The 12,264-nt window shown below is 46.2% G+C and carries 12 protein-coding genes; 6 read left to right on the top strand and 6 right to left on the bottom strand.

Annotation, left to right across the window (positions count from 1 at the left end; translation table 11 throughout):
• Nucleotides 1–19: 19 nt before the first annotated feature.
• From LQ567_RS16860 to LQ567_RS26200, 3 genes are all read right to left on the bottom strand, one after another.
• Complete coding sequence (locus tag LQ567_RS16860) at nt 20–472, bottom strand: T9SS type A sorting domain-containing protein (protein ID WP_231006367.1); 453 nt, start codon at nt 470–472, stop codon at nt 20–22.
• Nucleotides 473–518: 46 nt separating this feature from the next.
• The gene (locus LQ567_RS16855) at nt 519–1,079 is read right to left on the bottom strand and encodes a hypothetical protein (RefSeq protein ID WP_231006365.1); all 561 of its coding nucleotides are present in this window, start codon (nt 1,077–1,079) and stop codon (nt 519–521) included.
• A gap of 399 nt (nt 1,080–1,478) precedes the next feature.
• Nucleotides 1,479–2,237 (bottom strand): helix-turn-helix domain-containing protein, encoded by a 759-nt coding sequence (locus LQ567_RS26200; RefSeq protein WP_231006364.1) that lies wholly within the window; start codon nt 2,235–2,237, stop codon nt 1,479–1,481.
• A 535-nt stretch (nt 2,238–2,772) separates the two neighbouring features.
• Between LQ567_RS26200 and LQ567_RS16845 the strand changes: the two genes are divergently transcribed.
• From LQ567_RS16845 to LQ567_RS16825, 5 genes are read left to right on the top strand one after another with little or no spacing between them, the layout of a single operon-like run.
• Nucleotides 2,773–3,294, top strand: a complete 522-nt coding sequence (locus tag LQ567_RS16845) for a toxin-antitoxin system YwqK family antitoxin (protein WP_231006358.1) — start codon at nt 2,773–2,775, stop codon at nt 3,292–3,294.
• A 3-nt stretch (nt 3,295–3,297) separates the two neighbouring features.
• Entirely contained in the window at nt 3,298–4,581 is a 1,284-nt protein-coding gene (locus LQ567_RS16840; RefSeq protein WP_231006356.1) for a hypothetical protein, read from the top strand.
• Nucleotides 4,569–4,973, top strand: coding sequence for a hypothetical protein (locus LQ567_RS16835; protein ID WP_231006347.1), 405 nt, complete (start codon nt 4,569–4,571; stop codon nt 4,971–4,973). Before LQ567_RS16840 ends, LQ567_RS16835 begins: the two co-directional genes overlap by 13 nt.
• Nucleotides 4,960–5,478, top strand: a complete 519-nt coding sequence (locus tag LQ567_RS16830) for a hypothetical protein (RefSeq protein ID WP_231006339.1) — start codon at nt 4,960–4,962, stop codon at nt 5,476–5,478. Before LQ567_RS16835 ends, LQ567_RS16830 begins: the two co-directional genes overlap by 14 nt.
• A 2-nt stretch (nt 5,479–5,480) precedes the next feature.
• The gene (locus LQ567_RS16825) at nt 5,481–6,650 is read left to right on the top strand and encodes a type II secretion system F family protein (RefSeq protein ID WP_231006337.1); all 1,170 of its coding nucleotides are present in this window, start codon (nt 5,481–5,483) and stop codon (nt 6,648–6,650) included.
• A gap of 154 nt (nt 6,651–6,804) precedes the next feature.
• Here the strand turns inward: LQ567_RS16825 and LQ567_RS16820 are convergent, their stop codons facing one another.
• From LQ567_RS16820 to LQ567_RS16810, 3 genes are all read right to left on the bottom strand, one after another.
• The gene (locus LQ567_RS16820) at nt 6,805–7,548 is read right to left on the bottom strand and encodes a carboxypeptidase-like regulatory domain-containing protein (protein ID WP_231006335.1); all 744 of its coding nucleotides are present in this window, start codon (nt 7,546–7,548) and stop codon (nt 6,805–6,807) included.
• Nucleotides 7,549–7,601: 53 nt separating this feature from the next.
• Nucleotides 7,602–9,320: a hypothetical protein gene (locus LQ567_RS16815; RefSeq protein WP_231006333.1), complete on the bottom strand. Its 1,719-nt coding sequence runs from the start codon at nt 9,318–9,320 to the stop codon at nt 7,602–7,604.
• A 279-nt stretch (nt 9,321–9,599) separates the two neighbouring features.
• Nucleotides 9,600–10,952, bottom strand: coding sequence for a glycosyltransferase (locus LQ567_RS16810; protein ID WP_231006331.1), 1,353 nt, complete (start codon nt 10,950–10,952; stop codon nt 9,600–9,602).
• Nucleotides 10,953–11,038: 86 nt separating this feature from the next.
• Between LQ567_RS16810 and LQ567_RS16805 the strand changes: the two genes are divergently transcribed.
• A complete protein-coding gene (locus LQ567_RS16805; RefSeq protein ID WP_231006329.1) occupies nt 11,039–12,064 on the top strand; it encodes an AraC family transcriptional regulator in 1,026 nt (341 codons plus the stop codon).
• Nucleotides 12,065–12,264: the final 200 nt, after the last annotated feature.

The raw sequence follows: 12,264 nt of genomic DNA, 5'->3' as shown, positions 1-12,264 counted from the left end.
CTTTACCGGGCTTTCTGCTTTACAGTTTTACGATCTCCTGGTTAATATTTACTGCTCCACTTTTTAGGCGCATATAATAACTCCCCTTGGGTACCTGGGCAAGATTTATTTTCAATTTATCTCCGGTCAGCATCAATGTCTGAACTTCCTTACCGGCAGCATCTACAATGCGTACTGCATTATTCTTTAACGGGCTTATAAACTGTATTGAAACAAGCCCGCTCTTCGATTGCGTATATACAACATCCACCTTTTGCATCTCGGTACTGCTCTTTTTAGCATACTCTACAGCGTCTGCCTTTTTATAACTCTTGATCCGGGCGTTGACACATACATACTGTCGGCTCGTCAGATTACCCGAAGCATCATAGGTGTATTGTAAACCACAAGAGCCTACCGGTATCGTTTGGCTGTAACCGATTATGCCCAAAATCATCATACCAACCAGTAACAGAAATTGTTTGTTTCTCATAAACAATGTTTTAGGAACAGAATTTTGATTTTTTGTATTGACCAGATCACTGTTTTTTCTTGCCGGCCTCCTGAACATATATACTATTAAGCAGGACTCGTTTTATAGACAGGTACTTCTTATATTGCTCCTCATTCAGCACCTCTTTATAGCTTACATCCCGCTGACGCTCAATCAGCGCCAGTTCTTTAAACAGCGACCCCTTATCTGCAATAGTAGCTTTAGCCCCATTCTTATCCATCTCCAACCGGTAGTTAATCTTATGTAATGAGTCTACCTGCCCCTTTTTTAACCCCAACTGCTTGACAAACTCATTGGTAAACAGCGTTCCGTTCTTCACAGACTTCACTGAATCCACTTTGAACCGCAAAAGATTCAGGCTGTCTGTCTTGCGATCAAGGGCATCCCGGGCAATACTGTCTTCCCGCGATAACACTTTTACCACGCTAAACATATCACTTTTGACTCCCGTAATACTACTTTTTTGTGGGGTCCCGTCCGCCTTCGCAAACATCACGGTCCGCACCCTCGTTAATGCACTATCCTGGCTGTAGGATACCACACCCATAAACAGTAAAACGGCAACAGTTAGTACAAACTTTCTCATATCGGTTTTTATTACTTTGATCAATAAACATATGGTCTCCCAGCACCTTACACCTCTGCTGGCGATACAATAGCAACAATAAAATACAACCCTGGCTCACACAGAACCAGGTGACAATACGCTACGTATTGCAATACCGCTCTTGTCTGCAACGCTAAATAAATCTCAACTCTTTAATGGAAAACAGCGCTTCTTTGGTCTTCGTCAGGTTCTCAGGGCTTAACATCTCGCTCGAAGGGATCACAGGACTTGCACTATTTTTCTCATACAGTTACCAACGTTCTCATGACTTAAAAAACTACTCTTCATAAAACTACAATTCTGCTCGATCCAACATAAAACCAACCCTCTTTATTTTATAAATTTTATACTTTAGTATAAAAAACACAACCAAAAGTTTCACTCAATAAGAAGAATGCTTGCTTCGCATAAGAATACTACAATTTGATAGGCCCCCAAAACATAGCTAACTGCGGCCGCGATATTATTGACCTTTAATTTTCTGAAAATCTTCGTCTTATGAAATTTCACTGAGGCTTCACAGAGATGGACTTTCTTTGCAATCGCTCTATTTGTCAATCCTTGCGCTGAGAGAATTATTATTTCTCTTTCCCGATCCGACAGCGAAACAATATCCTGCAACAACCATTCGGATTTTTCAAAATCATAAAAGTATGACTCCTTTGTCCGCTCATTCTTAATTTGAACCTGGCCGATATTATGATCCGAAGTAATTGAAATAAAACCCATATTCATCCAAACGTGCCCTGATCTGTCAAGAAGTATAGGTGTCATTTTATGATTGACTGATATCTGTTTATTTTTTTGCTCAAGATGAAAATTATAAGAAATGGAATGCCCTAATTTTTCATCTGGTAATAAGTTTTCCAAAAAATCGAAATGCGCGTCTCTAATTTTTAACAGGATCGAAGCCTCTTCCTTTGGAGCACTATTAATAAAAAACTCGAATCCTTTCTCCTTAATCAGGTTGATACTGTACCCACCAAAAAGAAGAGGGTTATCTGAAATATATAAAAACTTTGAATTTCGTTGATCAGAGATATAAATACATTGATCAATAAATCGGCTAAAAGTTTTTGCAATTTCGATATAAGGCATTACAGCAGAATGGCCTTCGATTGTTTTATCGCTTTCCACTTTAAATATTTTTAATGCTTAATCAAATAGTCTTAGAAAATCACACTAACTAATTTTCAATATGGTTCGTATTTCAATTAGTTAGTACACACGAATCCAATGGCGACCAGCAGCCAGCCATATAGAGTTACTCCTTCTTTTAACTCAAAATCTAGTCAACAGTAAGGTTGGCGCTAAAAATTTGATGGTAAACCAAATAACCGTGGGCACACAGTTCCTTAGAGAAACATAAATTTATCCTACACAACCTCTGTCGTTTCAAACTCGCGGCATTAAATAAATTTACCGGATAAAAGGCACAGTAGTTAAAAGGGGTTCAGCAGCTACTTGGTCTTTGGGTATCCTTTCAATTGATTCGGTTTTTTACCAGGCCATTCTTAATCCTAGTAGTTTTAGGTTCTCTCGTTTTTCATTTGCTCTTCAAGTTTAGATTGTTTACATAAATATAATAAACTTCAATTATTATTTCCAAATAAAGAAAAATTTTTTTCTGATAACCGCTTACCTTTATCTTGAACATAAACTCCCTGAGAAAATGAAACGCATCCTCCCTCTTTTGATCATTATTTCTTTCACTGCCCTCAATACGGCGGCGCAATATTACAACGGCCAGGTACGGATTGATTCCCTGGATCGCTCTTTCCTCTTCCAGGTTACCGATGCCACACCCCGGCTGCATGCCCACCGTTTTTATACCTGGTTTAAATCCGGACGTATCCATACCACAGAGGGTGGCTATTATGGAAAATTATTGCATGGCTATTATAAAGTGGTAGATAAAGAACGCCGCCTGCTGGAAGAAGGCAGGTTTAAACAGGGAAGGAGAGTCAGTGCCTGGCGTACCTGGCATGAGAACGGGCGACTCAAAACCATCACCCGCAAACGGTTTTGGGACGGTGCCTGGCGCATAGATGCGTACGCCCCCGATGGCCAGCGCATAAAAAAGGGAGTTGAAAAAAACAACCAGTTTACCGGACGCCAGGTGGAAATGGTAAAAGACAGTGCCGTGGTGGTCCTGTATAAAAAGGGCATCCGACAGCCGGCTGCAAAAAAATAACCTGTGCCCATCCGTGCTTTTTTTTACAAGAGGCTTCCGGCCGGTTCACTGATTGCTACATTGGTGCTGGCCCTCGTGATCTTTATTACCTGTGGTATGCTGCTGCTGGCACTCTATCATTTTAAATATTTTGAAATAAAAGACCAGCTGGACCAACGGCTGGATGATGACCTGCAATCGGGTATTGAACGGGTATTGGCTTTGGAACGCATTACAGCAACGCCGGAGCAGGACAGCAGCCTGCTGTTTGAGGGTATCACCGATTCATTGTATTACCGGAATGAGCCCTGGGGCTGCTTCCAGGCATCCGGAATCAAAGTGACTTATAAAGGCCGTATGAAAACCACGTCCTTTTTGTACGGTGCAGAACATTTCCGTTACGAAGATGCCAGCCTCTATCTTGCAGATCACGACCGGCCGTTGTCGTTAACCGGCGATACCTATATTGAAGGCAAGGCCTACCTGCCCAAATCCGGCCTGCGGAGCGGCTTTTTCCAACAGAAGGGCTTCTCCCGTAAAAACCTGATTGAGGGTACGATCGGCAGCAGCAGCAAACAATTACCACCGCTGGAAGCAGCACTCAGAAAGCAATTGCGCAGCCTGGGCAACCGGGTTGCGGATACCTTGCTCACAGCCTCCGGCGATGCTGCAGATTCTATAGAACATTCTTTTTTAAATGCAGCGCAACAACTTGTTTTACCCCGGAAAGGCATACTGACGCATCAGTACCTGAAGGGCAAGCTGATCGTATTGTCCGACTCGCTGATTGAGATAGGCCCCGGAGCCTACCTGGAAGATGTGCTGCTGGTTGCTCCTTTTATCCATTTCACCAGCGGCTTTAAAGGAGCCGTTCAGGCCATCGCGCTCGATAGCATTACTGCAGAAACCGGTTGCGTTTTTGAATACCCTTCGGCAATGGTGGGAATCGGGCGCAGCAATGCCATCGGCAATACCGGAGCCACAGTAACCCTGCATGACGGAGTTACACTGCATGGCATGGTCCTCGGCCTTGCCGAAAACAATCATTCCAACATCAAACCCGTAGTAAAGGTAAAAGCCGGCGCCACGGTAAAAGGACTGGTATATAATGAAGGCTACACCTACCTTAACGGGCGTATGGAAGGTGCGGTATTTACACATTTCTTTTTTGAACAGCGCGGGCCGATGAGTATGGAAAATATTCTTATCGACGCTACGATTGTTCCTTCCGGCTGGTTTCAACATGCCGGTTATTTCTCTATTTTTACAGGCGCCTCCCGGCAAACTCTTTTGAAATGGCTCCAGTAAACGCCCACAGATACAAAAAACCCATCGCGGCTTTTTCCCTGATCGAATCGATCGTGGCCCTGGTTCTTGTGCTGCTGGTATTCTTTATCAGTATCCATTTTTTTGTATCGGTAAAGGAATCGGGGTTCAGCATGCAACGCATGAGCGCCGCCAGCACACTGGAAGAGTATATACAGGCCTCCTTTCTGCACAAAGACTTCAGCGTTAAAAAAGAGGTTGTCAATAACTGGACCGTCAGCCGGGAAAGCAGTCCGGACGCCAAAGAAGCCGCCCTGTTGCAGGTGCGCTTTACCGTTTATAAAAGAGACAGCCTGGGTGCTCCGTTCTTAACCCGCACCTTCCTGGTCGGATCTCAAACCGCTTCTGAATCATTCCCCGATGCACAGCCTTAAAAAAACATATGGCCGGAAAATCCCGGCATTTACGCTTCCGGAGCTGGTAATCGGTTTGCTGCTGATGGCCATCCTTTTTGGAGTGATTGCAACGGTGTACATGATCCTTTCCCGGCAATCTGCGCACTATTTTGCCGGGAACCGCTTTTTCACCGATTATTATATTACCAAAAAGTTGTTGCAGCGCGATTTTGAAAAGGCCCGTACCGTAAAACTGGATCCGGAGCGTAACCAGATCATCCTGCAAACAAAAACAGGCAACGCGTTAAAGACCACGGTTTACCAGCTGGATACGGCATTTATAGTGCGGACCGAACCGGGCCGGGCCGATACCCTCCGGCCGGGCGCGGGCATCGCTGCACAACGCAACGTGAACGACAGTACGCCCTTGCTTGCCACTTTAAAACTACGGCACCGCTATCGGGAGCAATATTTTTATACGTATCTTCAGAAACGCTATGCACGGGCAGATATACTCAATGACTCGATCCAAACAGCACCATAAACATGCACCAACCCATCGATATACATACACTTAAAAAGCAGAGCAGCAAGGAGCAGCAAACAGCTGCCAATAAGGAAACCACTTCTTTCATGAAGCAGTTGGAGGGATTGCTCACCCGGGAGTTTTCCCTGTTTGGAAAACCGTTTTCCGATAAGATCAAGGAGTCTTTTTATTTGGAACTGGGCAGCCTGATGGACGCGGGCCTGGATATCCGCACCGCCCTGCAGCTGATCCGGGACGAGCAAACCAAGAAAGCGCCCAGGGCCATTCTCACTACGGTTCTTGAAAAAGTGGTGAATGGCAGCAGCCTTTCGGCAGCCATGCGTGAAAACAAAAATTTTACCCCTTATGAATATTTTACCGTGGAGATCGGAGAGGAGACGGGCAAACTGAACACGGTATTACAACAGCTGTCGGTTTATTACAAAGCCAAGATCAAACAGCGGCGGCAAATCATCGGGGCGCTTACGTACCCCCTCATTGTACTGTCTGTAGCATTTTGTTCCGTGTTCTTTATGATGAATTATGTAGTGCCCATGTTTGCCGACGTGTTCCAGCGTTTTGGCGGAAACCTGCCCTTTCTTACCCGGCAGGTGTTAAATGCTTCCAATTTCATGCAGGCCGCTGCCGGCAAACTATTCCTGCTACTCCTAGCCGTTATCGTATTTATGAGTATTAACCGCAACAAGCCCTGGTATAAAAAATATAAAGATCTTTTATTGCAGCGAACGCCGGTGGTAAAAAATATTGTTTCCAAGATCTACCTGGCACGGTTTGCTTCTACCATGCAGTTACTGTTAGGTGCCCGGGTACCGTTGGTACAGGCCCTGAGCCTGAGCAAACAGGTAATGGGCTTTTACCCGCTGGAACATGCACTTGACCAAATGGAGCAGGACATCCTGAAAGGGCTTCCGCTCCATGAAAGCATGAGCACCAAAAAGATCTTCCCCTCTAAAATGACGGCCCTGGTAAAAGTGGGAGAGGAGGTCAATGAGCTTGAACTCTTTTTTAAAAATCTTTCCGACCGCTACAGCGAAGACCTGGATTACCAAACCACACAGCTGAGCAAATTTATTGAACCGGTGATCATCATTGTATTGGGTCTGGTCGTTGGCGTTGTGCTTATTGCCATGTACCTGCCCATGTTCAATATGGGGAATACGATACAGTAAGTGGCCCTGCATCGTTCGTAATCCGGTCATTGACCAAAGTGATACATCCGGACGCACATCAAAAAAAGCTCGTGCGTACACGAGCCTTTCTCAGGGAGGAATTGCTTGCTGAAAGTACATTCCTCAGGAGTAGCCATCATTTTCCTTTTATGCGTTACCGGTCTGTAAACTGAATGGTGAGGCAGCGGGAGCAGAAGTTTAATTCGGGGTCAAACCCGGCTATCATATTGGAGGTATAACTGCCTTCGTAGGCCGTTCTTAATTTCAATACCTTACCGGAGGGAACATGTTTTGCCGTGATATTGTATTTTCCAATAGGGATATCCGGCATCTGTGAATAGGTGCTCGTTTGTGGTTTGCCGCCTTTACGCACCAGAACATGGCCGGGGTTTCCGTCGATCAGGTTCCCGACCGGCGTAAACGTAAACTCAATGTTCTCTGAATCCCGGATATCGCTCTCCGAATCGGGATACAGGTAGGCCGTACCGCCAAAAAACCCAACAAGCGGTGCAGGCTTTTCGCCTTCCAGCTTCCATTTAAAATTAACCGTAGCCCCGTCAGCTCCTGCAAAAGCATTGTCTTTATCCGGGAACAATTCCAGCTTTTTAAAGGTCTGCTCATTAAATGTGCGGTCGATTTCGGCATAAACCCGCCAGGATCCGATCTCCACCGGAATCTTATAGTAGCCATTGGCATCTGTTGTACCGGTGGTTCCCGAATTGTAATAAATAGTATTGTCCACAATAATTCTTGCCCCTTTTATGGCATTGCCATTGGTATCGGTAACCTTCCCCTGAACATACTTCTGACCGGGATCTGTGTTGGGCGTTTCGTCTGTTGCGGACTCTGATTTCGTGCAGGCGCAGCATAAGAGCGCCATCCATAATAATTGTTTCATTGGTCTGTTTTTTGGACCCGCAGTTGCGGGTGATTTTTCATTTAAATTTTTAATTATTCGTATTTCGGACGGGCTTCGTCCCAATGCAGGCGGGTGGTAAAATTACCGGGCACATAATCGGGCGCATCGAAGTAGAGGCCGGATGCCACACCGGTTCCCGTCTTCAACGGCATTTCTCCTGCCTTTATGGAGGCATTACTGCCAGACAGTGAAAACCGGAGCGGGATAACGGTTTCATGAAACCCCTGGATCTCGATGGCATCGGGTACATCATCGTTGGATCCTCCGCTGTGGCAATCCACAAACTTCCGGTGCGTCATGAGCACATCATCTGCTATGAACCGGATCTTCAGGTCGAAGCCACCGGATCTGTTTACCACACGGCCGCTCAGGCCACCCGCTTCTGTGTTTTTCTTCCGGGCCACCTCCAGGTTATGAATGGCATCCCATTTTACGGTATAATCGCCGCAGCCATCCATCGTAACATGGTTGGTGAAGCTTCCGGTAGCCATGTCAATAATACCTTTACTGCTTGCATGGAGATTGGTTTCCGTTACCATCGGCACCTGCCCGGTTTTAAAGAATCCGTCGGCATCCCCGCGAAAGCGCAAAATGAGTTTTACTTTCTTGGTAAGCGCACCGCCCGGACTCTCCACTTTATCATAGTACATATTAACCAGCCATTCGTTTAGTGTTTTAGTTGCTGTAGCCGCTTTTGTTGATACGGCTACCACACCGGAGGCATAGGGGCCGGCGGTTGGAATATCACAGGCGATCATCCCGGGTGTCCAAAAAGCAACGGTAACGTCTGTGTTGTTGATCTTTACCGAACGCTTTTCCTTTCCGGGGTCTTCTCCAAAACTTCCATAGATCCAGAGCCGGCTCGGATAGTTAAGCCCTCCCGCATACATTTCCGTTTCATCCACCTGCATATAATCGATATGAAATTCCGTGCGGATGGTAATATTTGATATCAACAGGAACTGTCCTTTTCGCTGCATTTTTACCGCTACACTTACAGCCTCCGGGTTGGCCCTGGGCGCCGAGTTAGGGGCCTGATAATGGGCTTTGTTACCATTGCCCTTGAGCGACCCATCACCCGAGTAACTCCAGGCTCCCAGGTAGCTCTTATCCGGCTGATAGGGTTGAAGCACGGGGCTTTCACCGGGAAGGGGAACAAAATCCGGATTACCGGGCACCGTCGCCATTACACGCAGGTCCAGCTGTGCTCCTGGATCTACAAGAGCTTCACTGGGATCAATGTAGAAATAGGGAAAATAGCCCCAGTCGCTGAAATGCGTGGTGGCAACGGAAAGCATATGGCTCCCCCGGTCCAGCGTGGGTTCTCCTGCATGGAACCATTTACCTTCCCCGTCCTGGTAGGCGATCCCAAGTAATTCAGGCACAGTATTCCGGATACTGTTTTCATCATAACGGAAACGGACGGTTACCGGTTGCAGGAACTGGATATTGTGCGGACTTAGCCGGTAAGCCCTGCCATAACCGGCGGGCAGTTGATTCATCACCGGCTGCACCGATATCTCCTGGTCGCCGGCGAGTGCTCCGGTAGGAATGGTAATGCTGAAATTGCCATCAGTACTTGTAACGGAGCCGCCTGCAGTGCCGATGGTTTTAGTAACGGCCGCTCCATCGGGTGTTCCATGCGTGGTAACCAATGCACCGGGCAAATCGGGGGATGTGGGATCCGACTTGCTACACGCGGAAGTAAACAGGAACAGGACGAGGCCCATCCAAAAATTCATTCTTTTCATAAATAATTTGTTTTGAGAGGTAAAGCGTTTTTGAAAATGCCGGCTTCAGTACGCACTTACATAACGGTCCCCGCTTCCTGAAATCAGCCGCGGAAGCGTTTCGAACGATCTGTTAAATGGTGCCTGCTGATCTGTCCGGCGATCTTTTCAAAAACCGATTTGATTTAAAATGTGGCGCAAATGTCTGCCGGGACCGTGGATACCGGGATACGGCAAACGGATTGTTTATAACGTGAGCCGGATCAATGATCACTTTTAACGCTAACAGCTATTGACCTGCTATTGCCGTTGAAGAGCCGGCAACTGGTCAATAAATTTTTCGCACAGGGATAACGGGTGATACCGGGAAAACTCTACAGACAGGTGCTCAACATTCTTCTGGTAAACGGGATTATCCAGGATTTCTTTTACCGCTTTCCTTATCGTTTCGGGTTTGGGATGTTCGGTGCGCAAATTAATCCCCATCTTAAAATAGCCTACACGGGCACATATCTCGTTTTTCCCCTCGTGTATACCAGCTACCACCATGGGCAGTTTATTGTTGATGCTCAACATCACGCCCCCATACCCGCCGTTGGAAATAAATACATCCGCAAAGGGCATTACCTGGTCAAAGGGGATATAATCTTCTATAACAATATGGTCAAATTCCTTATACCGTTCGCGCAGCCTGTTTGTATGCCACCCTGCCGTAGTTACCACCACCAGGTAATTGCTGTTTTTAAAGGCTTCTATCGCCGGCACAATCAATTTGTTCACATCTCCCTCAAAGGTCCCCTGTGTTACCAGCAACACCTTCTCATAACGGCGAAGCTTATCTTCAAAACTCAACGGCTGGGGCGCTTTATTTTTATACGGCAGCAGCGGTCCTATAAAATGAATATGGCTGCTCATATGCATTCTTTTATATTCGAACCCGGGTGTACCGCTTTGTAAAAACAAGGTGGCTTTATCAATCTGCACATCAAACAGGTTTTTTCCATGCCGGCTCATGCCTGCATTCCGGTATTGCCGCTCTATCAGTGCATGGGGCTTTTTAAACAGCACCTTGTCTGTTAGAAAGCGCAGGAACGCATGAAAAGCCTTACCTGCAGCGGTTTTCGCAGGGGTCAGTCCCATTATGGGTGGCGGCAGGTGCTTTGATGATTCGCATAAGGGAAGGATGCCGATGGCCACGGCATGCTTGTTCAGTTTTTCTTTTACAAACGACATACCGGTGAAAGCGCTGTCGCACACAAGAATATCAAAATCAAAGCTCTTGTTGATATCCTTTATATCTTCATAAAATTCCGTGGCGCGCTCTATAAAGTAAGTACAGATATCGAAAATCACTTTTTTTACATGGTTTTTGATTTTTTTCCGTTCCGGGAATACTTCATCAATGTTGTGCACCGTTACCTCCTTTGCCTTGGCAAACAGATAAAAGGGAATTCCCAGTTCTTCGATCCGGGACGCATAACTGGGCCCGGTATACCACCGTACGTCATGCCCCGCTTTTTTCAGCTGAACCGCCAGACCCGTCAGCGGGCCGAAATGGCCATCTGCCGGAATATTGGCAAATAATATTTTTTTTCTCCGGTGGCCGTATGATGCTACGTCGGCATTGATGCTGTTTGTTGTTTTTGTGTACATCGTATTTATTATTTTGAATGCAAAGGAACTCGGATATCAATGGCAGAAAAAGTGTAATTTGTGCCTTAAAAGAGTCATTTTACGCCATGGGATTACAAGCAACTGCTATCAGAGACATCCTGCATGCCGCCGCTACATATGGTGAGGCTTACGATACGTTAAGAGAAATGGCCGGCTTTACACAGGAAGAAATAAGCGATTCCAGCCAGGTGGTGGAGTGGCAAAAAGCCGCAAAATTGTACGACCTCTTAGCGGACGTTACGCAGAATGAGCAGATTGGTTTGGCGATGGGAAGCGATGTTACCATTGCCGTTACAGGTATGGTAGGGTTTATGATGCAGGCCAGTAAAAACCTGGAAAATGCCATTGAGGTATATTGTAAATACGGGCATATGGTTTGCCCGATGATTACATACACGTATAAAAAAGAAGGAAAATTTGCCATAATAGAACTGCACCAGAATGCGCTTTGGAAATCGATGTATCCCCGCAACGCCAGAATTGCGATCGACTTTGTACTATCCTCAACGCTTCATTTTATAAAGGCGCTTTGCGGCAAAAGCATCTATCCGCAGGCGGTGGAAGTGGAGTATGCAAAAAACGCCGTGAGAACCTACAATGATGTATTGCGTTGTCAGGTATTGTTTAATGCACCGTTGCATCGCATGTTGTTCCTGGCCGACGATGTGCACACACCCGTTCTTACGAGTGACGCCTCGCTATTTGAAATGTTCAATAATATCCTGGGGCAAAAAAAATCATTGGCCATACAGTCCAGCTGCAGGGATACGGTAAAACATTTGCTGCTGATGCAATACAAAGGCCAGATCCCTACCATTGATGATGCTGCAGCGGGTCTTAACATGACCGTACGTACCCTGCAGCGAAAATTAACCGAAGAGCAAACCAGTTTCAGAGAAATCGCCGGCGAAGTAAAAAAAGAACTGGCGCTGCATTTATTAAAGAGCCGCCCCGGCACCCTTACAGAAGTAGCCGAGGTTTTGGGGTATAACGACCTGCCGGCATTCAGGCGCGCCTTTAAAGGATGGACAAAAGCCACTCCTAAAGAAATAAAAAAAAAGCTGACGAAGGAATATGAACCGGTGCACTAAGCCGCGGGAACTGTAATGAATAGTATAGTTGACCGCTATTGCCGTCATCTGTGCTTTCCGCGTTTTACTTACACCGGTCCCTGAATGGAAAAACGGATAATACATACCGGTGGATCCATTCCCGGGTTTAATGCGGATGAGCGGGTAAAGCTGCGCATACTGAACCTTTGAAAATGTTGTTTTCAGCCTACCTTTGATCT

The sequence above is a fragment of the Niabella pedocola genome, assembly GCF_021044425.1.
Lineage (GTDB): Bacteria > Bacteroidota > Bacteroidia > Chitinophagales > Chitinophagaceae > Niabella > Niabella pedocola.
The sequence above is the reverse complement of the archived record's forward strand: the minus strand, read 5'-3'. Positions and strand labels throughout refer to the sequence as shown.

Coding starts and splice junctions, on each gene's coding strand:
- LQ567_RS16835 (WP_231006347.1), top strand. CDS start 4,569: ATGGCTCCAGTAAACGCCCACAGATACAAAAAACCCATCGCGGCTTTT.
- LQ567_RS16810 (WP_231006331.1), bottom strand. CDS start 10,952: ATGTACACAAAAACAACAAACAGCATCAATGCCGACGTAGCATCATAC.
- LQ567_RS16830 (WP_231006339.1), top strand. CDS start 4,960: ATGCACAGCCTTAAAAAAACATATGGCCGGAAAATCCCGGCATTTACG.
- LQ567_RS16860 (WP_231006367.1), bottom strand. CDS start 472: ATGAGAAACAAACAATTTCTGTTACTGGTTGGTATGATGATTTTGGGC.
- LQ567_RS16855 (WP_231006365.1), bottom strand. CDS start 1,079: ATGAGAAAGTTTGTACTAACTGTTGCCGTTTTACTGTTTATGGGTGTG.
- LQ567_RS16805 (WP_231006329.1), top strand. CDS start 11,039: ATGGGATTACAAGCAACTGCTATCAGAGACATCCTGCATGCCGCCGCT.
- LQ567_RS16825 (WP_231006337.1), top strand. CDS start 5,481: ATGCACCAACCCATCGATATACATACACTTAAAAAGCAGAGCAGCAAG.
- LQ567_RS16820 (WP_231006335.1), bottom strand. CDS start 7,548: ATGAAACAATTATTATGGATGGCGCTCTTATGCTGCGCCTGCACGAAA.
- LQ567_RS16815 (WP_231006333.1), bottom strand. CDS start 9,320: ATGAAAAGAATGAATTTTTGGATGGGCCTCGTCCTGTTCCTGTTTACT.
- LQ567_RS16845 (WP_231006358.1), top strand. CDS start 2,773: ATGAAACGCATCCTCCCTCTTTTGATCATTATTTCTTTCACTGCCCTC.